25 protein-coding genes are annotated in these 26,123 nt (G+C 40.3%); 4 read left to right on the plus strand and 21 right to left on the minus strand.

The features are described 5' to 3' along the window. Window positions 1–68 precede the first annotated feature (68 nt). From HMPREF2979_RS00400 to pnp, 17 genes are all read right to left on the minus strand, one after another. Window positions 69–1,286, minus strand: coding sequence for a CapA family protein (locus HMPREF2979_RS00400; protein ID WP_060973120.1), 1,218 nt, complete (start codon window positions 1,284–1,286; stop codon window positions 69–71). A 164-nt stretch (window positions 1,287–1,450) separates the two neighbouring features. Then, window positions 1,451–2,287 (minus strand): class B sortase, LPKTxAVK-specific, encoded by an 837-nt coding sequence (gene srtB / locus HMPREF2979_RS00405; RefSeq protein WP_049545168.1) that lies wholly within the window; start codon window positions 2,285–2,287, stop codon window positions 1,451–1,453. An 86-nt stretch (window positions 2,288–2,373) separates the two neighbouring features. After that, on the minus strand, window positions 2,374–2,790 hold the full coding sequence (locus tag HMPREF2979_RS00410; RefSeq protein ID WP_021143454.1) for an LPKTxAVK-anchored surface protein: 417 nt from the start codon (window positions 2,788–2,790) through the stop codon (window positions 2,374–2,376). Window positions 2,791–3,481: 691 nt separating this feature from the next. Beyond that, entirely contained in the window at window positions 3,482–3,691 is a 210-nt protein-coding gene (locus HMPREF2979_RS00415; protein WP_070654583.1) for a helix-turn-helix transcriptional regulator, read from the minus strand. Between the two features lie 3 nt (window positions 3,692–3,694). Further along, window positions 3,695–4,276: a hypothetical protein gene (locus tag HMPREF2979_RS00420; RefSeq protein ID WP_070654585.1), complete on the minus strand. Its 582-nt coding sequence runs from the start codon at window positions 4,274–4,276 to the stop codon at window positions 3,695–3,697. A gap of 370 nt (window positions 4,277–4,646) precedes the next feature. Further along, complete coding sequence (rpsI, locus tag HMPREF2979_RS00425; RefSeq protein WP_002888293.1) at window positions 4,647–5,039, minus strand: 30S ribosomal protein S9; 393 nt, start codon at window positions 5,037–5,039, stop codon at window positions 4,647–4,649. A gap of 27 nt (window positions 5,040–5,066) precedes the next feature. Next, window positions 5,067–5,513, minus strand: coding sequence for a 50S ribosomal protein L13 (gene rplM, locus HMPREF2979_RS00430; protein WP_002886374.1), 447 nt, complete (start codon window positions 5,511–5,513; stop codon window positions 5,067–5,069). Window positions 5,514–5,686: 173 nt separating this feature from the next. After that, complete coding sequence (locus HMPREF2979_RS00435) at window positions 5,687–6,580, minus strand: RCC1 domain-containing protein (protein WP_014633790.1); 894 nt, start codon at window positions 6,578–6,580, stop codon at window positions 5,687–5,689. 35 nt (window positions 6,581–6,615) lie between these two features. Continuing rightward, the gene (locus HMPREF2979_RS00440) at window positions 6,616–7,476 is read right to left on the minus strand and encodes a DegV family protein (protein ID WP_070654587.1); all 861 of its coding nucleotides are present in this window, start codon (window positions 7,474–7,476) and stop codon (window positions 6,616–6,618) included. Window positions 7,477–7,484: 8 nt separating this feature from the next. Further along, complete coding sequence (locus HMPREF2979_RS00445) at window positions 7,485–8,000, minus strand: NYN domain-containing protein (RefSeq protein WP_070654589.1); 516 nt, start codon at window positions 7,998–8,000, stop codon at window positions 7,485–7,487. Window positions 8,001–8,002: 2 nt separating this feature from the next. Continuing rightward, window positions 8,003–8,746: a 23S rRNA (guanosine(2251)-2'-O)-methyltransferase RlmB gene (gene rlmB / locus HMPREF2979_RS00450; protein WP_002886369.1), complete on the minus strand. Its 744-nt coding sequence runs from the start codon at window positions 8,744–8,746 to the stop codon at window positions 8,003–8,005. A gap of 47 nt (window positions 8,747–8,793) precedes the next feature. Continuing rightward, the gene (locus HMPREF2979_RS00455; protein WP_048675192.1) at window positions 8,794–10,470 is read right to left on the minus strand and encodes a hypothetical protein; all 1,677 of its coding nucleotides are present in this window, start codon (window positions 10,468–10,470) and stop codon (window positions 8,794–8,796) included. Window positions 10,471–10,760: 290 nt separating this feature from the next. Continuing rightward, on the minus strand, window positions 10,761–11,162 hold the full coding sequence (locus tag HMPREF2979_RS00460; protein ID WP_002886359.1) for a Mini-ribonuclease 3: 402 nt from the start codon (window positions 11,160–11,162) through the stop codon (window positions 10,761–10,763). Then, window positions 11,155–12,498, minus strand: coding sequence for a cysteine--tRNA ligase (gene cysS, locus HMPREF2979_RS00465; RefSeq protein WP_013989932.1), 1,344 nt, complete (start codon window positions 12,496–12,498; stop codon window positions 11,155–11,157). The genes HMPREF2979_RS00460 and cysS overlap by 8 nt, the downstream gene beginning before the upstream one ends. 376 nt (window positions 12,499–12,874) lie before the next feature. Then, complete coding sequence (cysE, locus tag HMPREF2979_RS00470; protein WP_014633706.1) at window positions 12,875–13,495, minus strand: serine O-acetyltransferase; 621 nt, start codon at window positions 13,493–13,495, stop codon at window positions 12,875–12,877. An 84-nt stretch (window positions 13,496–13,579) separates the two neighbouring features. Then, the gene (locus HMPREF2979_RS00475) at window positions 13,580–14,350 is read right to left on the minus strand and encodes an SseB family protein (protein WP_070654591.1); all 771 of its coding nucleotides are present in this window, start codon (window positions 14,348–14,350) and stop codon (window positions 13,580–13,582) included. Next, window positions 14,347–16,584: a polyribonucleotide nucleotidyltransferase gene (pnp, locus tag HMPREF2979_RS00480; RefSeq protein ID WP_022496761.1), complete on the minus strand. Its 2,238-nt coding sequence runs from the start codon at window positions 16,582–16,584 to the stop codon at window positions 14,347–14,349. Before pnp ends, HMPREF2979_RS00475 begins: the two co-directional genes overlap by 4 nt. A 209-nt stretch (window positions 16,585–16,793) precedes the next feature. Here pnp and pbp3 (HMPREF2979_RS00485) point away from each other — a divergent pair, with 209 nt between their 5' ends. Together pbp3 (HMPREF2979_RS00485) and pbp3 (HMPREF2979_RS00490) are read left to right on the plus strand one after the other, a co-directional pair. Next, entirely contained in the window at window positions 16,794–18,041 is a 1,248-nt protein-coding gene (gene pbp3, locus HMPREF2979_RS00485; protein WP_037620085.1) for a D-alanyl-D-alanine carboxypeptidase PBP3, read from the plus strand. A gap of 144 nt (window positions 18,042–18,185) precedes the next feature. Continuing rightward, window positions 18,186–19,442, plus strand: coding sequence for a D-alanyl-D-alanine carboxypeptidase PBP3 (pbp3, locus tag HMPREF2979_RS00490; RefSeq protein ID WP_059749066.1), 1,257 nt, complete (start codon window positions 18,186–18,188; stop codon window positions 19,440–19,442). A 128-nt stretch (window positions 19,443–19,570) separates the two neighbouring features. On the opposite strand, the gene HMPREF2979_RS00495 is transcribed toward pbp3 (HMPREF2979_RS00490), so the two are convergent. Further along, window positions 19,571–22,021: an ATP-dependent Clp protease ATP-binding subunit gene (locus tag HMPREF2979_RS00495; protein ID WP_070654593.1), complete on the minus strand. Its 2,451-nt coding sequence runs from the start codon at window positions 22,019–22,021 to the stop codon at window positions 19,571–19,573. Continuing rightward, window positions 22,022–22,477 (minus strand): CtsR family transcriptional regulator, encoded by a 456-nt coding sequence (locus tag HMPREF2979_RS00500; RefSeq protein WP_014633783.1) that lies wholly within the window; start codon window positions 22,475–22,477, stop codon window positions 22,022–22,024. A gap of 301 nt (window positions 22,478–22,778) precedes the next feature. Between HMPREF2979_RS00500 and HMPREF2979_RS00505 the strand changes: the two genes are divergently transcribed. After that, on the plus strand, window positions 22,779–23,249 hold the full coding sequence (locus HMPREF2979_RS00505; RefSeq protein ID WP_004182164.1) for a COG2426 family protein: 471 nt from the start codon (window positions 22,779–22,781) through the stop codon (window positions 23,247–23,249). Between the two features lie 107 nt (window positions 23,250–23,356). Here the strand turns inward: HMPREF2979_RS00505 and tsf are convergent, their stop codons facing one another. Further along, window positions 23,357–24,397: a translation elongation factor Ts gene (tsf, locus tag HMPREF2979_RS00510; RefSeq protein WP_002886343.1), complete on the minus strand. Its 1,041-nt coding sequence runs from the start codon at window positions 24,395–24,397 to the stop codon at window positions 23,357–23,359. Window positions 24,398–24,507: 110 nt separating this feature from the next. Beyond that, window positions 24,508–25,275 (minus strand): 30S ribosomal protein S2, encoded by a 768-nt coding sequence (gene rpsB, locus HMPREF2979_RS00515; protein ID WP_002886342.1) that lies wholly within the window; start codon window positions 25,273–25,275, stop codon window positions 24,508–24,510. 272 nt (window positions 25,276–25,547) lie between these two features. On the opposite strand from rpsB, the gene ahpC reads away from it, so the two are divergent. Continuing rightward, a complete protein-coding gene (ahpC, locus tag HMPREF2979_RS00520) occupies window positions 25,548–26,108 on the plus strand; it encodes an alkyl hydroperoxide reductase subunit C (protein WP_004182174.1) in 561 nt (186 codons plus the stop codon). Window positions 26,109–26,123 lie beyond the last annotated feature (15 nt).

Genomic DNA, 26,123 nt, shown 5'->3' on the forward strand with positions numbered 1-26,123 from the left:
TTCGGAGCGAAACGGACTTAAAGTCACAAAAACAAAAAATATCGCCATTTTCAGGCGATATCTTAGCTTTATTTCCATTTTAAATTAACATGGGCATTCATTTCTTTATAGGCAGTATCTATACGCTCTTTGGTTTCTTCATCCAGTTTATTTCTATATTTACCACCCTTAATGAAATCCTCTAAAATATAAGTTTGGTAAGTATACAAAGGGTATCCCTCTGGAGAAGTTGTTCCTTTAGGCGTACGGTTAACCCAAGTCGGATGCGCTTGAGCAGTCTTAATCGTGGTTTGACCATTCTTTTTCTCAAGGGTGACATCCATTAAGACACCCCTCTCTGTCCACTCTGCACTATCCACACCATCCATGGTCTCTATGCGCTGGTTTGAGATGAAATTCCCCATTGAGTAAATAATAAGTTTTTGCTGTCCATCCTTTTTAACCACCTCAGAAGGTTCTACCACATGAGGATGACCTCCAAAGATAATATCAGCACCCCAATCAATCATCTTATGATAGAGTTTAACCTGTTCATCTGTCGGTTCCAAACGATATTCAACACCCATCTGAGGCATGATAACCGTGATATCTGCTTCTTTTTCGGCACGCTGAATCTCGGCTTTCATACGTTTTTCATCCAAATTCGATAAGTGGTCTGCAACCTCTTTATCCGTCAAGTTCGACTCTAGGCCATTGTAACCATAAGCATAGGAAAGTATTGCAACCTTAATCCCATTAACATTCTTGATGAGGAGTGGCGCCTTGTCTCGTACCGGTTTTTCGTAAACACCAACAGGATCAATTCCCACTTTTTTAAAAGCATCAGCCGTTGTAAAAGCTCCCTCTAAACCAGAATCCAAGATATGGTTATGAGCCAAATCCATAACATCATAACCTGCATCCTTAATAGCTGCTGTCACTGATTGAGGAGCATTAAACAGAGGATAGCCTGACAAAGGATAATCAGGATTAATCGTTCCCTCAAAATCACCCAAGACCAAATCAGCCTGCTTTAACCACGGCTTCACATAAGTAAAATTCTCCGTGAAATCATAGCTACCATCTGCCTGCAGGGCACTCATATAGAGACCGTCATGATAGAGCAAGTCCCCATTAGCCATGATACGTGCTGTCTGTACCTGGTTCGAGGCATTCTTTTGCTGTTCGTTCTTACTATGAACAATTAAAATCTCAAGAAAAAGCAAACCTAAGACGAGAGCAATCAACCCCATCAAAATCTTATTAGTCATCGCATTGTCACGCTTTTTAGCCTGGCTCTGTTTCATAATACTCTCCTTTTTCATACCTCTAGTGTACCAAAAAAACTTATCCATTGATGATAAAAAAGATTAATAAACGGTTACATCTCAATTCCATGACGATTGAAAACATCAGTTTTCTTAGACAAGATAAAAACTCTACTTCATACGAAGTAGAGTTCTGTTAATAATTAACGTGTTGGTGTGTATTCCAAATCTTTACCATGTTTAGCTACAAAATCAGACATTTCAGAGTCTGGAATTTGACGCAAGTAGAGATTAGCACGAATCGTTTCATCTTCCTCACGACAAGTCGAAAGAACGAGGTATTTATCTGAAGCACTAACCTTCAAATCCTTGTTTTTAACACTTGCTTGATCATAGATGATATCCAACTGTTGTTTAAAGTCTTTATCGCTTTCAAATGATGTACGATAGAAAGCTGTGTCTTCAGGCACAATTACCATAGCAAGCGCTTCATAATAATACTTACGTTGAGGCGTCTCAATAACAACATATTTGTGTTTATCAAAGAACGACTGATCACTATAGTAGTTAACATCGTTGAACATACGACTATCAGCAACCTTACTGCCTCGAGCATGACCGAAGAGCCATGTCAAACGATCGCTGAAATCTTTCTTATTGTCTGTATCCATGAAGACCGTTCCCAAATATGGAACGTTTCCTCCATCAAATGTTTTATCTAAATAGGTTGAATTGTCGGTTGTTTGAACAACTGGCTCATCCAATTTAGTCCCTGGTGCATAGACATAAGCGATAGTATCAGGGTTTGTCGCCTCAAGACCATCAAATTTATTTTTGAGGTAGGCTTTCTCCTCATCTGAAACTTTATAAGTGTTTGCTTTTTTAGTCGTTAAAACACTCTTAACACCATTAGAGGACGATGCTGTCGGAGACATAAACTGGAAGCCAAGGAAGACAGCCAAAGCAGCAATGACTAAGGCTGAAATCCCAGCAATCAGTTTTTTGCGAGATCCAGTAGATTTACGATTATGATTACTCATGAAATGTCAAATCCTTTTCTTTATCCATAGAAAAATATCACCGAAGCCCTAGCCCCAGTGATATTCTTTTTAGCAATAGCAGTTAATTATTTAACAGCTGCTGTGTTTGGAAGAGCTTTAGCGTCAGCTTTTGCTGCTGCTGGAGCTTTTTGTTCTGCAGCTTTAACAGCTTTAGCTTCTTCTTTAGCGTCTTTGTTAGCGTTAGCTTTATCAGTAACTACAAATTCGTCTTTGATGATGTTTCCGTTAGCATCACGTTTTGGTTCGATGTGTTCACCAGCATCTTCAAATTTTTGTTTAGTTGAATCTGCATCAACGTTGTTAAGACCATCTTTAGCAGCTTGAGTAAGACCACCTTCGTTGTTTGTGAAGAAGTCACCACCAGTTGCTTCAGTTTTGTTATCAAGGTTTCCAGTGTGAACGTTACCGTCGTTAGCGAAAACTGCTGCTGATGAAGCGAATACTGCAAGAACTGCAGCTGATGTAAGCAATACTTTTTTCATAATTGTTTCTCCTCTAATGGATTATTATATATTTAGTATCAGGACCTCCCTGACATCTATAGATTATAACACTATTTAGAGATATGTCAACAATTTTTAAAAACTTTTTTAAATTTTTAATATATCCTACAATTCCTACAAACAAAGGGTTTTCGAGGTGTGTTACCAAATAGTAATAATTAATTATTTTTAATTTTAATGTTATTTTAGGTAATTTGTTATATCCTCTGCTAAGTTTAAATACAAATTTAAATCATATATAAAAGCATAATTCGTAAAATATACACTCATTATTATGTGCAGTTTTTTTGCCAAAAATCAAGAGATATTTAATAGACGTATAAAACCCTTTACTGATAATATGTTTGAAGTATCTAACAATATTATCTTTCAAATAAATGTATTCATTCACTTTTATCGTTTTTGTATGACAACTACATAATATACAGGACCTCAAACCTGAATAAATTAGAGAAACATTAGCGTTTTTGAGAGCATTTCCGCCTAAAAAGTTCTATTATTGGGTTAAAATTCTTGAAAAATAAACTATTATCTTATTTTTGAAAGCGTTTTAGCTAAGATGTAGTCAAAAATAACTCCTTTGAAAATACTCCCTCTTACCAATACCTCACCTCAGAATAACAAGTTTCCAAAAACTGATACACAAATCAATTGGATTGTTTTACTTCTCTTATTTCAGACGAAATAGTTCTTCCACTTGTTTATTTAAGACTTGTGCTATTTTTAAAGCCATTTCCAACGAAGGGTTGTAGCGGTTATTTTCCAAGTGAACAATCGTTTCTCTCCGTATTCCTACTTGATCTGCTAAATCTTGTTGAGTCATACCATAAGCTTCCCTTACTTCTTTCAAGTTAGTCTTTATTTTACTTTCTTTCGCCATATTTCATCCCCTTTTTTCAGTGATAAAGTAAGTAATGGCAAATAATAAGAGTAAAAAAGCCACCAAAATATAAAGAAATCCAGCATTCAAAACGAAAACTTTACAGACGGCTATCAATGTTGCAATTCCCAATAATATAAAGATTGCTATTGTAAACAAAATGGAAGAGGACTTTGCAATATTTCTATAAAATCGTTCATCTGGTTCTTCATTAATTCTCTTGAATAAGAAGTAAAACATTAATAACAATTGAACACTTAATCCAATTCCTAACATTATATTCTTAATCAAAGAACCAGGAGTTAGAAGCCAAACTCCAATAGTATAGATTGAGGACGAGAGAAATACAAGCACTGTATATAATTTTGCAGTAATCCCAAACATTTTTTTCTCTTTCTTTTGATAGGTTGATTTTGAGAGGACCGATAGCATCGTACAAACCAAATACGAAGGAAGCCAAGCCGTCGTCATAATAGCACCTTTCGCTAGAATCGGTAGGTGATTCCCCAGCAATAATACTAAACATACAACAATAAGCACGCTAGCGATATAAAGGATTATCTTTAAGTTCTTCGACATTTTCATTTTAGCCACCTCTTTTTAGTATGTTATAAATATATCACACCTTGTCTGTTATAAATATATCACATTGTTATAAGAATTTCAAGTGAGATTTAGAACTTTTTTCAGAAATCCATACAAAAAGCACTCATAGGGCAAACCTGTGAGTGCTTTGAAACGTTGATATAATCGTATTGATTAACATTTCGAGTGCAGTGGTTGCCATCCAATCAAACATCGCTTCGCTTGTTTTCTTGGGGCAACTGTGCATAGCATATCTCTATATGACTAAAGTTGCTAGAGCTATCCTAATTGCGCATCACCAGTTCTCATACAAAAAACACCTTGCAAGCTGCAAAGTGTTTTCGTTTGTACTCTGCTGTCCAGTAACGAATTAACGTTTTGAGAACTGGCTAGCTTTACGAGCTTTCTTAAGACCTGGTTTCTTACGTTCAACCATACGTGCATCACGAGTAAGAAGTCCAGCGCGTTTCAATGAATCGCGGAAATCTGGATCTACTTGAAGAAGTGCACGAGCGATACCGTGACGGATCGCACCTGATTGACCAGCGTATCCACCACCTACAACGTTAACGTGTACGTCGTATGAACCTTCAGTTGAAGTAACTGCAAAAGGTTGGTTGATAACGAGACGAAGGTCTGCGTGTGGGATGTATTCTTCTACATCTTTTTTGTTAACTGTGATTTTACCAGTACCTGGAACCAAACGTACGCGTGCAACGGCGTTTTTACGGCGTCCTGTACCTGCATATTGTGCTTGTGCCATTATATTAGTGCTCCTTTCCTCTTAGAATTAGATAAGTCCTGAGATATCAAGTACTTCTGGTTGTTGTGCAGCGTGAGTGTGCTCACCGCCAACGAAGACTTTCAATTTCATACCTTGTGCGCGTCCAAGAGTGTTGTGTGGAAGCATACCTTTAACTGATTTTTCGATCAAACGAACAGCATTTTTAGAACGAAGTTCACCTGCTGAGATTTGTTTCAATCCACCTGGGTACATTGAGTGAGTGTAGTAAATCTTATCAGTTGCTTTTTTACCAGTCAATTTAACTTTTTCAGCATTGATAACGATTACGAAGTCACCTGTATCAGTGTGTGGTGTGAAAGTTGGTTTGTTTTTTCCGCGAAGTACGCTAGCAACTACTGCAGAAAGACGTCCAAGTGGCACATCAGTTGCGTCAACGACATACCATTTACGTTCAACTTGGCCTGGTTTAGCCATAAATGTTGTTTTGTTCATGATTTCTCCTATATATAGTTCGATTTTTGTTTACGAGTGATGGGTGTTCCTTCCCATCGAAAAGTATTTGGAAGGTTCCGGGGCCTTTCAAATGGGGTAAACAATACCGTTTAACATAATATCAAAAAAACACGTCCAAGGCAAGTCATTTGGAGGTGTTTTTTTGAATAAAGTTATTTCTTATTGAAATTTTTCACATCACTTTGTGACATTACATTATCTCCGGTAGCATATACGGTACCATCTGAGGAAAGAGCAACAATATGGTGAAATCCAGCACTGACTTGGATAATATTTGTCCATCCAGAAATATCATATTTTACACTACCACTATTCCTATGAGCTTCTACTACTGATCCGTCTCGTTTCAATCCTATTACATTAAACGCACCTGCACTTACCTGAGAAATATTATCCCATCCTTTCACTTGATCCAAAATTGAATTATAATCTGCAGAATGAGAATTCTTAACATCAGTCGCAACCACACTTCCATCAGATTTAACTCCAACAGAAAAATTGTGACCCGCACTTACCTGTACAATATCACTCCATTCAGAAACATCTAACGCCCCTGACGTAGAGGTGCCTGCAGAAACCACTGTTCCATCTTCTCTCAATCCGAGTATTGTTCCTTGTCCAACACTTATTTGTTTAATACTATCCCAAGATTCTACTTCTGAAAATTTTTCTTCAAATAATACTGAATTTACAACTACCGTTCCATCTTCTCTCAATCCAGCAATTAGGTCATCAGAAGTATCAGTATTTGTATCAATTTCTTTAATATTAGTCCAACCCATACTTGAGTTAGAGAAAGTCGACGATCTGGTTACTGTTCCATCTTTTAGTAAGGCTACATAACCATCACGTCCAACAGCAGCAATTTTCTGTACATTCGAAATATTTCCTTCTCCATAGCTACCAAATGGTTTTGTATATTCGAATTTACCATTTTCTCTTAGAACAAATGTCTTATTAAAGCCTGCATCTACTTGTTTAATTTTACTTGTCGCATATGCTGGCATACCCACAAAAAGACTTACCATCATCAAGGAGAGCAACACAATCTTTTTATTTTTTATAATAACACACCTCTTTTCTATCTAGCTTCTTTACCAATCGTAAAGACGGCCAAAGTATCTGGTCCGACGTGGGTAGAGATGACTGGTCCAAGTGGCATAATAAGCACTTGCTCAATGCCGTCAACTGCTAATAATTGTTCTTTTAGATTCTTCGCTGCTTCAATATCATTGGCATAAGCGACAATTGCTGTGCTATGTCCAATATCCTGGGTAGCTTGTAGGACCATTTCTTTAATGGCCTTTTTGCGTCCACGGATTTTGGCCAGAGGAACCAACTTGCCTGAAGCGTCCAACCAAAGAAGGGGTTTGATATTAATCAAACTACCAATAATGGCTGAGCTCTTAGAAAGGCGACCCCCACGCATGAGATGGTAGAGATCATCAACTAAGAAATAGGTCCGTAAACGTGGCAGAATGTCCTCAATCATGGCTTTCGTTTCAGATAAGCTCTTACCTTGGTCACGAGCTTCTGCCGCCAAAATAGAGAGATAACCTTCCCCACCTGCTGCCGCCAGGGTATCTACAATCTCAATGATAGCTTCTGGGTATTCATCCAAAATCATGTCACGCGCTATAACAGCACTTTGATAAGTACCTGAAAGCACTGATGAGAAGGCAATATAGAGAAGAGCATCACCATTTTTAGCATGACGACGAAAAACCTCTTCAAATTGACCAACATTCACCTGACTTGTGGTTGGCTGACTGTCTTCCTGCATACGTTCTAAGAGACGGTCACTTGTTAAACGATTAGGTCCAACGGTCTCATAGGTAATATCATCAAGCGTAATAGTCAAACCAACGAGCTCTACCTTATTTTCCTGAGCCCATTTTTCATCTAGATCTGCTGTGGAATCTGTCAAAATATTAAATGTCATGTGTCCCTCTATTCTATTTCATTTAAAAGGTCCTGTAATTTCCCTAATTGTGCGTCGTCCCATGGACGTAGTTTTGGTGTCTTTAAGTCAATATGTGCCGACATCTTGTCTAAATCAGACTTTACTGTATTGACACGTTCTTCCAACTCACGCGCTGAAACACGTAAGGCTCCTTGTGAAAAGATAGCCCACTGTTCATTTAAGTCACTAGTTGCTACTTCAACTAGATTTTGAACAGTATTCATCTCAGCTGCTGTGCGCTCAATATAGCTATCTGCCGTCTCGTCTTCCTCAGTAAAAATGACACTGATACGATACTGATCATAACGCTGACGGCTCCCTGGAATAAACTGGGCATCAAACACACAGATAATATCAATATGTTCAAAGTTAGCATAATGATTGAGCTTACGAAGCAATGTTTCACGAGCTTCATCAAGCTGATTGGTCTTAAAGAGTTGACGGGTTTCTTGCCAAAAGGCAATCATATTATAACCATCAACTAGAAGTATTCTTTTTTTCATAGTTACAATCGGTTTCGATAAACTTCATACATGAGAACTGCAGCTGCCACACTGGCATTAAGGCTCTGCACATGACCACTCATAGGAATAGTAATCATCTCATCCACTTGTTTCTTGATGTTAGCAGAGATTCCCTTACCTTCATTACCAATGATAAGGGCAACCTTTCCAGCTGTGTTCCATTTATGAGATGGGGTGCCATCCATATCTGTTCCAAATACCCAGAAGCCTGCTTCTTTAAGTTTATCAAGAGTTTGGCTAAGATTGGTCACTCGGGCAATGGGAATATGTTCCACTGCCCCTGTTGATGTCTTGGCAACGACAGGTGTTACCCCCACAGCACGATGCTTAGGAATAATAACTCCTGTCACCTGAGTAGCATCAGCTGTACGTAGGATAGAACCAAAGTTATGAGGATCGTTAAGTCCATCTAAAATGAGGACTAGAGGATTCTCCTCTTGTTCAGCCTTGTCCATAATAACTGAGAGCTCAGAATAAGCGAACTCTGACACACGAAGAACAAAACCTTGATGCACAGCTCCACCTGTCATATCAGACAAGGTTTTCTTAGGTGTCCAAGAGATGGAAACCTTCTTTTCAGCTGCCAAAGCCTTAATGGCATCAACATTTTTCCCTCGAAGATCATCTTGAATATAGAGTTTATTTCCAGTATTTGCTTCCAGACTCTCTGTTACGGCATGCACACCATAAACAATGTCTAGACTTGATTCTTTAGTTGTTTTCATAAGCTAATTCTATCATAAAAAAAGCCCTCTTACGAGGGCAAAGCATGTTAAATAAATGTAATTGCTGCTAGGTAAAGCACTAGAAGAACGAGAACAACAGTTGCAGCAGCCAAAGCTTGCTTACCAATTGTATCTGGATCTGAGATTGATTCTGCAATCTTTCTCGCAGCTTGAGTAATGGTTTTACCTGCTGCTTGGAAGATATCAATTGAACCTGTGCTTGTTGAACTATTTCCAGAAATCGCTGAAGACCAACCACTCAAAACCTCAGCAATTTGTTCTGCCAATTGCTGTGTTAGTGCTCTAGTTGTCTCAGCCAACTCATTAACAGCCGTAGCTTGTATATGATTGGCGGTTTCAGTGTAGCTATTTGCACTGGTATTATAAGTAACCGGTACAGTCGTTGTTGTCGTTGTTGATGAATACTGATTCCTACGGTAACTATCCGGTGTCACTGGACGCTCACCTTCATTAAAGACGCTAAAAGTCTGTGTCAGGTAATGAATATTATTATTCGTATCAATCAACTCAAAGGTCATTTTATGAATACCAGTCGTTTGCTCTGCCAAATGGTAGGCACTCAAACCAGCATTGACCTCATCCAAAGTTCCTTCAACAAAGTAGCTATGATGAATTTGTTTGCCATCAAGGACTAGATTAAGGCCCTTAATCTTCTTACCTTCCATCTTGTTAACATCAAAGTTGACGTTAAAGATTTCACCACGTGCTAAATAAAGAATATCTGTATTCCCTGTAACAGCAGGTTGATCTTCAAGAAGCGCTCCAGTACTGTCTCGTTTTGGAACAACGGTATATACTTCAGAAGTGATTGGAGTCGCTAAGATTTCTGAGATGAGTCCATCCGTAAAGGTTACCTCTGACGAATAGGTCAAACTCTCACTTTGCAACATAGAAACCACTTCAGAAGTTTTAAAGACCTCAGAAGTTGATGATGAATCTTTCCAGCCAACCGTAAGGACAGTTAAGCTATCTTCTGAATTATTATTTAACTGACTCGTTTCTGGAGCCGTAGATGCAAGAGAGCTTGCAGTACTTGCAGACTCAGAAGCGACTTCAGAAGTTGCAATAGCTTGGCTAGTAGGAGTCGCACTTACAGATGTCGTATGAGAATCCAGTGAAGAATACTCTGATTTTTCAATAACTGCATGTGTATTTCCAGCAAGTTCAGATGTGTATAGTGTGCTTTCACTCTTATACATTGAAGTTACAGCTTGAGACTCTGCAGTCGCTGTAGCCTCACGAGACTTATCATAAGTAAGCACAATATTTGGTTTTGCTTGTTCAGAATCAGATGTTGAGTTTGCATCTCCTCGTTCAGACGCCGCTACTGATCGATCCTCACCAAAAGCTTGGGCACGAGCCTCTTCTGAATGAGGTGTCGTCGTAGAAACGCTAGTCTCCACGATATCAACTTGAGAATGTACCTCAAGAAGCCCCTCATCTGTCTCACTTGAAGAGACAACCATCAGTGACGTTGAGGTCACTACTGAACTTACTTGACTCGCTGGCTCTGCCTTAGCTCCTACTGAAGAAAGATCAGCCTGAGGAGCAACTGGAGCTGGTGCCTCACTATTAACATAATTTATTTTAGCTTCATCAGGTTTTACCTGAACCTCATCTGCTTTACCTGTTTGAAGCGTAAAGCTAGATAAAATCAAAGCAGCAAAAGTTGTATAGAAAACTTTTTTCTTAGCTATTTCCATTCACCTCCTCATTTTTTTATGGCCTCATTTACTAATATTATAGACTTTTTTTTTACTTTCTGTCAAATTAGTTTTATTAAAAAAACGCTATAATATCGGGGTTTTACACGTGTCAGACATCCCTTAATTTTCTCATTTTTAAGATGCTAAATATTAGTTTCATCTTATTTTTCATTGTCAAGACGCTGAATTACTTTGATTCTCAAATAATCTAAATGTTGAAACTCCGGCTAACTGTTACAATTTTTATAGCCTTTAAATAACAAAAAATCCTGCTCTCGGCAGAATTTTTAGATTTCTTTTTCAACTTCGTCAATACACCAAGCAATCAGTTCCTCTAAGCGAGCAATATCCTCTGTCATATGAAGATAGCCCATGACTGCTTCGAAGCCTGTTGACATTTTATAGGTAATAACATCTGTATTTTTAGCCTTGGTGTGACTATTCGCATTACGACCTCGTTTATAGATGTCTAGCTCTTTTTCAGTCAAAAGCTCTTGCTCTAGCATTTTTTCAATGAGACTAGCCTGGGCCTTAGCTGAAACATAACGTGTAGCTAGACGGTGCAGTTGATTTGGCTTGGTCTGACCTTGAAAAATCAGGTGACGGCGAATGTACAAGGAATAAACAGCATCTCCCTCAAAGGCGAGAGCAATGCCGTTAATAAGGTTGACATCAAGATGTTTAGTCACGTGTCCACCTCACGCCCTCCTTGGTATCAAGAAGTTTGATACCTTGAGCAGCCAACTCATCGCGAATACGGTCTGCTGTCGCAAAGTCCTTGTTAGCACGCGCCGCTTGACGTTCTTCAATGAGTTTTTCGATGTCTTCATCAAGGACTTCTTCTTCGAAAACAATACCGAAGACTTGGAGCATTTTTTCAAAAGCATCCTTAACGGTTTGATCATAATTGCCTGAATTAATCCATTTGGCCATGTCAAACAAAACAGTCACTCCATTTGCCGTATTAAAGTCATCATCCATAGCTTCTTGGAAGGCGTCAAGATAAGTTTGCAACTCAGCTTGATTCACCTGTTCTGTCAACGGAAGACTGTGGGTATTTTTCAAATACTTAAGATTAACTTCAGCATCATGGATAGCTTTTTCTGTAAAGTTAATTGGCTTACGGTACTGTTGTGTCGCTAGGAAGAAGCGAAGCACTTGACCATCAACCGTTTGAAGCATATCGTGAACGGTCACGAAGTTACCCAAGGATTTTGACATTTTTTCATTATCCACATTGACAAAACCATTATGCATCCAGTAGTTAGCGAAGGTCTTGCCAGTTTTGGCTTCTGATTGGGCAATTTCATTGGTATGGTGTGGAAACTCAAGGTCTGCCCCTCCACCATGAATATCGATAGTATCTCCAAGGATTTCAGTCGCCATAACAGAGCATTCGATGTGCCAACCAGGACGACCAGGTCCCCATGGGCTATCCCAAGAAACTTCTCCCTCTTTAGCAGCTTTCCAAAGGGCAAAATCTAGAGGATTTTCCTTACGTTCTGTTTCAGCATCCGTACGTCCGCTTGCACCAATTTCAAGATCTTCCAAGGTCTTGTTAGCCAATTTAGCATAGTTGTTTGACTTAGCTACTCGGAAGTAAACATCACCTTCAGAGACATAAGCGAATCCTTTGTCAACCAAGGTTGACACAAATGCAATGATTTCATCCATGTAGTTAATAACACGTGGATTTTGTGTCGCTGGTTTGATGCCAAGTTGTCCGGTATCTTCCATAAAGGCTGCGATAAACTTGTCCGACAATTCCTTAGTTGAAATACCAGCTTCATTAGCTGCCTTGATAATCTTATCATCTACATCCGTAAAGTTGGAAATATAGTTAACTGTGTAGCCACAATATTCAAAATAACGACGAATAGTATCAAAAGCTACTGCTGAACGGGCATTTCCGATATGAATATAATTGTAAACTGTTGGTCCGCAGACATACATATTGACAACATTTTCTGTCAAAGGTACAAAATCACGGAGCGAACGTGTCATCGTATCATAAATTTTAATCACTTGAGATTCCTTTCAATTAACTGGAAACTATTTTTTATCCTTGATATGGTTTAGGTACAAACACAAGAGTATAACGAGAATGATAATCCAAATAGTCGCAACTAGCTGACCTTGAGCCAAGAGAGACATAGCTGAAAGAAAACTCCCAACTATATAGAAGACCAAAAAAGGATTGTCCTTGAAGAATTTTTTCATTACTCAAATCTCACTTGTGTCGTTGCTTAAAAACAAGACTAGCCCATAACAGAGCAATGCAAAACCATAAGGCGGCCATGCTATAGTCTGCTCTATGTAAAGCAATGTAAACAAGAGCAAGAGGACCCACAACCGTCAATCGAGTCACCTTTGAACTAAAGAGTTTCATCGTTTCCTTTCCTTATAGACGTGATGAATGAAAGCTAGCTGCTTTTAGAAGGTCTTCTAGCTTTTCGCTATAGTATTCACGACCCTCTTCAATATCGTGGATAACTTCTTCATCCTTTTGACCATGAACACGCACAACCTTAGCAGGAACACCAACGACTGTAACATCTTCTGGGACATCTGCAACAACCACGGCTGCCGCCCCCACCTTAGAATTCTTGCCAATCTCAATAGGGCCTATGACCTGAGCATGGGCTGAAACCAAGGCACCCTCACGAACGGTTGGGTGACGTTTTCCGACATCTTTACCAGTACCACCTAAAGTGACACCGTGGTAAAGCATAGCGCCCTTCTCCACAACAGCTGTCTCACCAATAACAAGGCCAGAGCCATGGTCAATGAAGACACCTTCAGCAATCTGAGCCCCTGGGTGAATCTCAATCTGAGTCCAAAAGCGCCAAAACTGACTATGCATACGCGCTAAGAGTCGACAATGGTGGCGCCAGAGAAAATGTGAGATACGATGGGCAGCCAAGGCTTTTAATCCAGGGTAGGTTAAAAGAACCTCTAGACTCGTCCGCGCTGCTGGATCATTTTTCTTTACTATATCAATACTTTCTTTCCACCAACCCATTTAGGTCACTCCTTACATCATTATTGTTATTATTGTTTGCTGTGGCCTATTATTCTTTAAAGTGGAAAGCTACTAACACTAGGTCTACTCGCTATCCCCTTCAAAATAAGACCAGTCGACTAACTCAGGCTGCTCATCAAACGGATTGATGACAATACCTTGAACCTTATCCAACTCATTTTCACCTATTGAAGGCTGGTAAATTTCTGACAGTGGCCATTGCAAAATCGTCCCTTTAGCCTTACGGAAAGGTAGGCCAAAAGTCTCGTTACCGTACCATTTTGCAAAGCTCGTTAAGTTCGTAAACACAGGCACATAACTCTGTCCCTCTGCATTCGACATAGTCGCAAAGAGACGGTCATCCTGGCCATCTTCCTCGCGTTTGTGAACGAAGGCTGGAACAAGATAAATCTTATCTTTAGGAGCTGCCTTTTGATTTTCCTCACCCAAAAGATTATTAAGGGTCTGAGTGAAATAGTTGATAAACTGGATGAGTTCACTGCTTGCAAAAAGAGTGGTATTCGAGAAGTCACCATCCTCTTTTAAATTGAAAGCAAGACCAAAAAGCTCTGCCTGAACAAGTTGTGTTAAAACATCTAAGCTCGAACGTTCTACCCAAGTTTGTTCTCGAGCACTCTCTTGAGTAGCTTTGAAAGATTGTAGGTCCTGTTCATTGGTGAAGACAGGAACAACCTTCTTTCCTTCCACTTCAACTGCGTAGAGGTCTTGGGCAGCCAAGACGGGAGTACGTTGTAGGTGATTAACCAAAGCCAGACTGGTTAAAAAGTGGTCTGGTTCCTTTAAAAATTCTCTTAGAGTTTCATCAAAAGCTTGCAATTCTTGATTTTCTGTCATTCTTCTGTCTGTTCTTTCGTTTCTGATTTATCAGGATTTTTCGGTGCTTCACCACTCTCATTATGGTGGCGTGGTTTATGATGAGAACGACGGCGGTGACGATGCTCTCCTCCATTTTCCCCATCATCAAGTTTTTCAGGCTTAGGAAGCAAGGCCTTGATTGAGGCATCGATACGTCCTTTTTCATCGATTTTGATAATTTTAACAGTTACCGTACCCCCAACTTTAACCACATCTTCGACATGCTCAGTACGTTCCCAAGCTAGTTCTGAGATATGGATGAGAGCATCTGTCTTATTGAAAAGGTGGACAAAGGCACCGAACTTTTCAATACGCACAACGGGTACAGTGTAAACTTCACCAACCTTAGCTTCACGTACAAGATCAGAGATGATAGTTTTAGCACGGTTAATGGCATCCTGATCACTAGAGAAAATCTGAACAAGACCTTCTTCATCAATATCAATTGTGACACCAGTCTCAGCGATAATCTTGTCAATAGTTTCGCCACCTTTACCGATGACAACCTTGATCTTGTCAACAGGAATCTGAATGCTATCAATCTTAGGTGCTGTTGGTGCCAATTCTGGACGTGGCTCAGCGATTGCTGACTCAATAACATCAAGAATTTCAAAACGAGCTACCTTTGCCTGAGCCAAAGCCTCTTCGAGAATGGCCGGTGTAATACCTGAAATCTTAATATCCATCTGAAGAGCTGTAATTCCTTGACGTGTCCCAGCCACCTTAAAGTCCATATCTCCAAAATGATCTTCCAAACCTTGAATATCAGTTAGGACAGTGTAGTTAGTACCATCTGAGATAAGTCCCATGGCAATACCTGCAACAGGTGCCTTAATCGGTACACCCCCAGCCATAAGAGCCAAGGTTCCTGCACAAATAGAAGCTTGTGAGGAAGAACCATTTGACTCCAAGACTTCTGCTACCAAACGGATAGCATAAGGGAACTCTTCAACACTTGGGAGAACCTGAGCAAGGGCACGTTCACCCAAGGCTCCGTGACCAATCTCACGTCGACCTGGTGCACCGTAACGCCCTGTCTCACCCACTGAATACTGAGGGAAATTATAGTGGTGAAGGAAACGCTTCTTATACTCTGGATCCAAACCATCAACAAGCTGTGTATCACTCATAGGTGCCAAAGTCAAAACTGACAAGGCTTGAGTTTGACCACGTGTAAAGAGACCTGAACCATGAACCTTAGGAAGAAAGTCAATCTCTGCGTCCAAAGGACGGATTTCATCCACACGACGGCCATCTGGACGAACCTTATCCTCGGTAATGAGACGGCGCACTTCAGCATGTTCCATCTGCTCAAGGATTTCTGCCACATCACGCAGAATGGTTTCCTTATCTTCATCTTCTGCAAAGCGTTCTTGATAAGAAGCGAGGACTTCTTCCTTTACAGCCTGAGTTGCTGCTTCACGCGCCAGTTTTTCTTCCACCTGAACAGCCTTAGCTAACTGATCATAATAAGCCGTTTCGATCTCGACTTTCAAATCAGCATCAACTTGTAGAAGTTCAACCTCAGCCTTTTCCTTACCAACAGCTGCAACGATATAATTTTGGAAATCAACCAACTCTTGAATAGCCTCATGTCCCTTCAAGAGTGCTTGCAACATAATATCCTCAGACAATTCCTGAGCACCTGACTCTACCATATTGATAGCTTCCTTGGTACCTGCCACTGTCAAATCTAAAAGTGAAACTTCCTTATCCGCTGCACTTGGGTTGATGATGAAATCTTCTGCAGCATAGGCCACTTGAACCCCAGCAATTGGACCATTGAAAGGAATATCAGAGATAGAAAGGGCTAAAGAACTCCCAAACATAGCCGCCATCGGAGCACTAGCATTCTCATCATAAGAGAGGACCGTGTTAATGACCTGAACTTCGTTACGAAAGCCCTCCGCAAACATAGGACGAATAGGACGATCAATGAGGCGAGCAGTCAAAGTGGCATCTGTTGAAGGGCGACCCTCACGCTTGTTAAAGCCCCCCGGGAACTTGCCAGCTGCATACATTTTTTCCTCGTAATTAACCTGTAAAGGAAAGAAATCTGCCGTTGCCATCTTTTTAGACATAACAGCTGTTGATAATACAGTTGTATCTCCATAACGCACGACGACAGCACCATTAGCCTGCTTGGCTACCTGCCCAACTTCAACGACAAGCGGGCGTCCTGCAAAGGTCATCTCAAAAGTTTGTTTAGCCATGTTTGATCCCTCTTTTTATCCATGACCGGCCCTTACAAAAACGAACCGGTCAACTTTATGTCATTCATTTGATATAACTTTCATTTTACCATAATATAGTCAAAAATGGCAGAGCTCCGGCATAAGTTAGCACCCAAGTCTCCCTTTCTCTCAGATATTTAAGTCGTTTTGTGATATAATAAACACTTATGAGAGACAAAGGAATGACTATGAAAAAATTACAACACATCATTATGATTGCCTTAATCTTACTAGGCCTAGTAACACCTGCTCTAGCACAAGAACAGACAGATAACTTCAATGTTTCCGCTAAACATGCGATTGCTATCGAAGCAACTACAGGGAAAGTCCTCTATGAAAAGGACGCCACTACTCCTGATGGTGTGGCTTCAATGACTAAAATCCTAACAGCCTACATGGTCTATAAAGCAGTTGACCAAGGAAAAATTACCTGGGACACTGAAGTCGATATCTCAGACTATCCTTTCAACCTAACAGTTGATTCAGAAGTTTCAAATGTCCCATTGGATTCCCGAAAATACACTGTTAAACAGCTCCTAGATGCCACCCTCATTTCTAGCGCTAACAGTGCTGCTATTGCTCTAGCTGAAAAAATCTCAGGATCAGAGAGTGCATTTGTTGACACTATGACAGCCCAACTTAAAGAGTGGGGCATTACAGATGCTAAATTATTTAACGCTTCTGGCCTAAACAATAAATACCTTGGGGATAACCGCTATCCTGGCTCTAAAGCAGATGACGAAAATACTATGAGCGCTCTAGATGTTGCCATTATTGCAAACCACCTCATTAAAGACTATCCTCAGGTACTTGAAATCACCAAGCAAACCGAAACTGATTTTGAAGGTGACAACAAATTAACGACGCACAACTACATGTTGGAGGGGCAAGACAACTACCGTGAAGGCGTTGATGGACTCAAGACTGGAACAACTGAACTTGCAGGAGCATCCTTTGTAGCCCACTCCAATGAAAATGGCATGAGTTTGATTACCGTTGTCATGAATGCAGATAATGGTGGAGAAGATGAAGCTGCCAGATTCACAGCCACAAATGAGTTGCTAGATTATGTGACTCAAAACTGGGAAATCAAAACCCTTAACACCAAGGGACAAATCGTCAAGAAAAATGATATTAAGGTAGCCGATGGAGACAGTCAAACCATCTCTGCTAAACTCGAGTCGGACCTTACAGTCGTTCAAAAAATAAACAGCCAAAATGATGCTGTTAAAATCAAAGCAAAAACTATAACAGCACCTATTAAAAAAGGTGACACTATTGGAACAGCAACCTTTGATGATAAGGATCTCGTTGGAACAGGTTACATCTCTGATCCACCTCAAATTTCTGTAACAGCCAACCAATCTATCAAGAAAAGTTTCTTCTTAAAAGTTTGGTGGAACCATATCGTTAATTTCTTTACAGGAAACAAGTAAACACAAAACTACCTTTTAGCTATCAAAAGGTAGTTTTATCTTGCCATAAAAATTAGTCTTGTAAGTAAAAGCCCCTTCTCAACACCTTAAGTTCCTCTCAAAATGTGGTATAATAAATATCCAAAACACATGAAGGAACAAACCATGAAAAAACTGATTACGCTTATGATGACCTTCTTACTCTGTCTGGGAAGCGTAGCCCCTGCTTTTGCAGCAGATAAGAAAAAAGGATATGATGCCGCAGCCAAACATGCCATCGCTGTCGAAGCTAATACTGGCAAAATTTTATATGAAAAAGATGCCACTACCTCTACAGGGATTGGCTCTATTACCAAGCTCCTAACAGCCTATATGGTTTATAAAGCGGTAGATCAGGGAGACCTCAAATGGAACAGCAAAGTTGACATTTCTGACTACCCCTTTGAACTAACTGTCAGTGCCGGAGTATCTAATATTCCACTAGATGCCCGCAAATACACTGTCAAACAACTTCTTGACGCAACTCTTATTTCCAGTGCCAACAGTGCATCTATTGCTCTAGCCGAGGAAATCGGAGGAACCGAAAGTAAGTTTGTCGACATGATGAAAGCCCAACTTAAAGATTGGGGTATCACTGATGCCAAGATTGTCAATGCCTCTGGTCTCAATAATTCTTACTTAGGTGACAATATCTATCCAGGCTCTAAATCAGACGAAGAAAATACCATGAGTGCTAAAGATGTTGCTATCATTGCACAACACGTGGTAAAAGAATATCCTGAAATTCTCGACATCACTAAAAAAACTGAAGCTGATTTTGATGGTGTCAACAAACTCAAAACCTTCAACTATATGCTTAAGGGACAACCTAGTTACCGTAAAGGTGTGGATGGCCTAAAAACGGGAACCACTGATTTAGCTGGTGCTTCCTTCGTGGCCCACTCAAATGAAAGTGGCATGAGCATTATCACAGTCATTATGAATGCTGATAATACCGATACTGATGACTACGCCCGTTTCACTGCAACCAATGACCTACTTAACTACGTAGTCTATCATTGGGAAAGTAAGACCATTGCCAAAAAAGGACAAGCCATCGGTAAAAGTCAAGCCCATGTTATTGATGGTAAATCTAAGCAAGTCACTGCCGTCGCTAAGTCTGACTTTAATATCATCCAAAAAATAGATGCTAACAATAGTAAACATATTAAAGTTACTACAAATCAAGTCCAAGCCCCTGTCAACTCAAGTGACAAGGTTGGAACTGCTACCTTTGAAGATAAGTCACTTGTAGGAGAAGGTTACTTGCCTAACCAAGGTATGCCTAGCATGGAACTGGTTGCTGGTAAAGAAGTTAAGAAAAGCTTCTTCCTCAAGGTCTGGTGGAATCACTTTGTCAACTTTGTCAACGAAAAACTCTAATCATTACAGTCGAGCTTTGCTCGGCTTTTTCTTTTACCCCATCTTTACAGAAAGATTGACTCTACCTTGACTCCTATTGACACAAAAAAAGACAGACTACACCTGTAATCTGTCTTTTTGTTTGATTTTTACACTACTGTAAAGGTTAATTTATCTTTCGAGCAGCCGATTTTAAGAGTTTGTCCACTAACTACTTGACCACCTAGTAAGAGCTCAGATAACTTGTCCTCCACTTGAGTTTGAATCGTACGACGTAATGGACGAGCACCCATCTCAACATCATAGCCATCTTTAGCTAAATGCTTGAGAACAGCTGGTTGGAATTTCAAGTCAATCCCTTTTTCAGCCAAAGCTGATACCAACGGTTTCACCATAATCTTGACAATCTCACGAAGTTGTTCTTCCTCTAGACTATGGAAGACAACCTTCTCATCAATACGGTTGATAAACTCTGGACGGTAGGCCTTCTTAAGTTCTTCCATGATACGTGACTGCATAGCTTGGTGATTATGAGAAATGTCTTGGGCACCAAATCCAACAGTCTTATCATCACGAAGAGCAGTCGCTCCCAAGTTCGAAGTCATAATGATAATGGTATTTGAGAAGTCAACTTTACGACCTCGGCTATCCGTCAAGACACCATCATCCAAAACCTGTAAGAGGATGTTGAAAATATCTGGGTGAGCCTTTTCCACCTCGTCAAAGAGGAGAACTGAGTAAGGCTTATTGCGAACTTTCTCTGTTAATTCACCGCCCTCATCATATCCAACGTAACCTGGAGGAGCACCGTTTAGTCGGCTAGCCGCAAATTTTTCCATGTATTCTGACATGTCAAAGCGAAGCAAAGCTGACTCATCATCAAAGAGAACTTCCGCCAAAGCCTTGGCCAATTCTGTCTTACCAACACCAGTAGGTCCAAGGAACATAAAGGAACCAATTGGACGTTTTCCAGTACGAATACCTGACTGGTTACGACGAATAGCACGACTAATGGCTGAAACTGCTTCATCTTGACCAATAACACGTTTGTGAAGCTCTGCTTCCAGATTCAAGTAACGCTTGCTATCTGCCTGAGTCATCTTCTCAACAGGAATACCTGATAGACGACTAAGGGTTTGCATAATCTGATCTGCATCTACCAAGGCAGGTTTGGGTAATTTTGCTTTTTGGCTAGCTTTATATTGTTTAACAGCAGCCTTCATATCACCAGATAGAAGTGCTTCATCCAAAGGCGTTATCTCACGTTTGGCTTCTTTTTTGATACGACCTTGAACAGTTGCACTCGCTTCATCTAAAAGATCAATGGCAGAGTCAGGTAAGTTTTTACTTGTCAAATAACGGTGGGCCGCCTTGACCGCTGTCTCAACTGCCTCATCAGTAATCGTTACACGATGATAGTCTTCATAAGACGACCGTAGGCCTTTTAGAATATCAATCGCCTCAGGTACACTTGGCTCCTCAATTGTAATTTTAGCAAAACGGCGAGAAAGAGCTGCATCTTTTTCAATATGCTTCTGGTACTCAGCTTGAGTAGTTGCTCCAACCATATGAAGGGTTCCACGTGCTAGAGCGGGTTTCAAAATATTCGCCGCATCTAAGGTACTATCAATACCTGAACCAGAACCGATAATCGTATGCAATTCGTCAATAAAGAGAATGATTTTTCCATCAGCTTCAATCTCATCAATGATCTGATTCATACGTTCTTCGAAATCGCCACGGAAACGTGTTCCTGCAACCACACTCATCATATCAAGCTCTAAGATACGCATATCAGCCAACTCAAAAGGTACTTCGCCTGAAGCAATACGCTGTGCTAAGCCAAGCGCAAGTGCCGTCTTACCAACACCTGCTTCACCCACAAGAACTGGGTTATTCTTCGTTTTACGACTCAAAACCTGAATCATGCGTGAAATTTCTTTCTCACGTCCAATAACAGGATCAAGAGCACCTGATTCGGCTACTGCCGTTAAGTCTTTGGTATAATCTGACAGTTCCCCAGTAGAAGATTGAGGAGGCTGCATCATATTAGCAAAATTTCCTGATGCCTTTGATTTTTTAGGCTTACGAAGGTCATGAATGGCCTTCAAATCTTGCTTACTAAGACCTGCGTAACGCTCCAAAGAACGTCGTAAATCGATAATACGAGGCTTATCGCTGTCATCCTTATATTGAAAACCAGCAACTTCAAGGAGACGACAAACCATCAAATCCTTATGAAGAAGGAAGGCCATCAATACATGTTCAGACCCTACCTCTACAGCACCAGTCACACTAGCAATTCCCTCTGCCTCTTGCAACATAGCCTCTAAAGCATGTGACTGTGCACGTAAATCGATAATATCTGATTCAGACAAGTCTTTTGGACTTTTCTCCATCGCTAGTACAGCAGCGGTCTCAATCTCTTCCGCACGAATACGGTCCTCAAAATCAGTAAATGTTAGGTAGGCTACAGATCCTGGAACCTCAACCATAGCCAGAAGCACATGCCAAGTCTCCAAGAAAGGACTTCCAAAACGCTCTGCCTCTAGCTGAGCACGATGGAAAATGGCCTGCATTTTTCTTGAATATGTCGTCATCTAATTTCCTTTTCTATCCAATCTAAGTAATAGCGAGCGCAGAATACGCGAACGAATAGCGGCCGCATCTTCGCCTAAAACATCATCACTAGCAGTTGCTAAAATCAAATTTCCCTCACGTTCAGTGATGATTTTTTCATCAAAAAGCAACTGAATCAAGTCTGTAAATACCTGCTCGCTGAGCTGATCTGCCAAGTTCTGAAGCAAATCATTAATCATGTGGTGCTTGTCGGAGAATCTGACCTTGACGATACGAATATAACCGCCACCTCCACGTTTACTCTCAACAATATAACCACGACTTTCTGTAAAACGAGTCTTAATAACATAGTTAATCTGACTCGGTACAACTTGAAAAGTATCTGCTAAGTTCGAGCGTTGAATCTCAGCAATTCCAGACTGGCCCAGCAATTCTTTAATATATTCTTCTATACTATCTGATGTATTTCTTGCCATCTTAATTCCTCCAGTCTAATTTGACTATAACTGACTATTATTATACCAAAAATGTCAGCTCATGGGAAACTATACCTTCAAAAAGCTTTTTAAAGTTGTCATTAAAGACCATATAAGATACAATAAATAAGACTGAAATATTAGGTAACTTAAGGTGTTTGATTCAAATTTTCTATCCACTTTAACAGGCTGAGACCCACCTAATCCAACAAGTACTTTTTAGCACTTTCGCAGTAGTATTAGTCTTATCACTCTCGATAAAGCTCATATCTCTTATTTATTTCCCTATGAAAGGTTACTCATGAAATACATCATTGCACTCTTAATCTCTATGATTCCTTTAGTTGAGCTCCGTGGAGCCGTACCTGTTGCTATCGCCTCAGGTATTCCTTGGTGGCAAGCCCTAATTCTTTGTGTCATTGGGAACATGATTCCAGTTCCAATTATCTTTTTCTTCGCCCGCCGTGTTCTCGAATGGGGGGCAGACAAACCTCTGATTGGTGGCTTCTTTACCTGGTGTCTTAAAAAAGGTCACAGTGGTGGCCAAAAACTTGAAAAAGCTGCCGGAGATAAGGGTGTCTTCTGGGCCCTTCTACTTTTTGTGGGAATCCCGCTTCCAGGAACAGGAGCTTGGACTGGTACCCTAGCAGCATCTATCCTAGATTGGGACTTTAAACGTAGTGTTATTGCTGTTATGCTTGGGGTTATCCTTGCAGGTATCATCATGGGAACACTCTCTCTTCTACTTGGTGTAAATACCTTCGCTCATTAATTACTTTTTCAACGTCTGGAGCATACTCAGACGTTTTTTAATAGCAACAAAAAAAGAAGCTACGATTCATTCACGTAACTTCTTTTCTTTTTATCTAGCAACTAGAATTAGTTGTTAAGAGCTGCTGCCATTGTAGCTGCAACTTCTGATTCAAAGTCGTTAGATGCTTTTTCGATACCTTCACCAACTTCAAAGCGAACGAATTCTACTACTGAAGCGTTTACTGATTCAAGGTAAGCTTCAACTGTTTTGCTGTCGTCCATGATGTAAACTTGAGCAAGAAGTGTGTATGCTTGGTCAACTTTAGTGTTGTCAAGCAAGAAGCGGTCCATTTTACCTGGGATGATTTTATCCCAGATTTTTTCTGGTTTACCTTCAGCAGCCAACTCAGCTTTGATATCTTCTTCAGCTTGAGCAAGAACAGCATCAGTCAATTGAGCTTTAGAACCATATTTAAGGTGTGGAAGAGCTGGTTTGTTAACCATAGCACGGCTTTCGTTATCTTGATCGATAGCGTGATTAAGTTGTGCCAATTCATCTTTGACAAATTGTTCGTCCAATTCAGTGTATGAAAGAACAGTTGGTTTCATCGCTGCGATGTGCATTGAGATTTGTTTTGCAAGAGCATCATCTCCACCTTCGATAACTGAAACAACACCGATACGTCCACCGTTGTGTTGGTAAGCTCCGAAGTGTTGTGCATCAGTTTTCTCAACAACTGCAAAACGACGGAATGAAATCTTTTCACCGATAGTAGCTGTAGCAGTTACGTATGCAGCTTCAAGAGTTTCACCTGAAGGCATAGTCAATGCAAGTGCTTCTTCGTTGTTAGCTGGTTTACCTTCAGCAATTACTTTAGCTGTTTCGTTTACCAACTCAACGAATTGAGCGTTCTTCGCAACGAAGTCAGTTTCAGCATTAACTTCAACAACTGCTGCAACGTTACCGTTAACGTAAACACCAGTCAAACCTTCAGCTGCAACACGGTCAGCTTTCTTAGCTGCTTTAGCCATACCTTTTTCGCGAAGCAATTCAATCGCTTTTTCGATATCACCTTCAACTTCAACCAATGCTTTTTTAGCGTCCATGACACCAGCACCAGATTTTTCACGCAATTCTTTAACAAGTTTAGCTGTAATTTCTGCCATTTTGTTTTTCTCCAAATTTATTTTATCAAACTAAGGGGCAGGGCTGAGCCCCGCCCCTTAGGTGTTTGTCGTATCTTTAGTAGGCATCGAGCCCTAACCAATCTTAAAGATTAGTTGTTGTCACCTTCGACAACTTCAACGATTTCTTCGATTGAATCAGCTGCAGCTGCTTCTTGGAAATCTGCAGAAGCATCTTCACCTTGGTTACCTTCGATGATAGCATCAGCCATTTTTGAAGTGATCAATTTAACGGCACGGATAGCGTCATCGTTAGCTGGGATGATTACATCGATCTCATCTGGATCAGCGTTTGTATCAACCATCGCTACAACTGGGATACCAAGTTTTTTAGCTTCTTTAACAGCGATTTGTTCTTTGTGTGGGTCAACGATGTAGATTACATCTGGAATGCGAGGCATATCTTCGATACCACCCAAGAATTTTTCAAGACGTGCACGTTGTTTGTTAAGAAGTGCAACTTCTTTCTTAGGAAGAACTTCGAAAGTTCCATCAGCTTCCATTTGTTTGATTTCTTTCAAACGAGCGATACGTTTTTGGATAGTATCCCAGTTTGTAAGAGTACCACCCAACCAACGGTGGTTGATGTAGTATTGACCAGCACGAGTTGCTTCTTCAGCTACTGCTTCAGCTGCTTGTTTTTTAGTACCAACGAACAAGATTACTGCATCGTTAGCCGCTGCTTCACGAACGAATTCGTAAGCTGTATCAGCCATTTTTACAGTTTGTTGCAAGTCGATAACGTGGATTCCGTTACGTTCTGTGAAGATGTACTTAGCCATCTTAGGATTCCAGCGACGAGTTTGGTGACCGAAGTGAACACCAGCCTCAAGAAGTTGTTTCATTGAAATTACTGCCATGAGTATTTCTCCTTAAAAATTGTTTTTTCCTCTTCTAAGCTTTAGACTTGCAGTCCCACCCTGCGGCAACAAGACCACAATCGGCTTAGAATGAGTATTTGTCACTTTACGCAACTATAGTAGTTTATCAAAAAAAGTGACATTTGGCAAGCTCTAAAATCAGTCTGACCATTAGAAAAAAATCACCCGTATTAAAATTGCAATCGTTTTCTTTGAGGTTGATAAGTATTTTGTTTATAATTAGGCTATCAAAAATAGAGGAGGACATTATTTTGTCATTAGTCGGAAAAGAAATTATTGAATTTTCAGCACAAGCTTATCACAACGGGGAATTCATTACTGTTACGGATGAAGATGTTAAGGGAAAATGGGCTGTTTTCTGCTTCTACCCTGCAGATTTTTCATTTGTCTGCCCAACTGAACTCGGTGACCTTCAAGAACAATATGAAGCTCTTAAATCTCTTGGTGTAGAGGTTTACTCTGTCTCTACTGATACTCACTTTGTTCACAAAGCTTGGCATGATGACTCAGATGTTGTTGGAACTATTACTTATCCTATGATTGGAGATCCTTCACACCACATCTCACAAGGCTTTGATGTTCTTGGACAAGATGGTCTCGCACAACGTGGTACATTTATCATTGATCCAGATGGCGTTATCCAAATGATGGAAATTAACGCTGATGGTATTGGACGTGATGCAAGCACTCTTATTGATAAAGTCCGTGCTGCTCAGTATATTCGTCAACATCCAGGTGAAGTTTGTCCAGCCAAGTGGAAAGAAGGAGCTGAAACACTTACTCCTAGCTTAGATCTTGTAGGTAAAATTTAACAACCAGGGGGTATC

The sequence above is a fragment of the Streptococcus sp. HMSC078H12 genome (assembly GCF_001814615.1).
Classification (GTDB): domain Bacteria; phylum Bacillota; class Bacilli; order Lactobacillales; family Streptococcaceae; genus Streptococcus; species Streptococcus salivarius_F.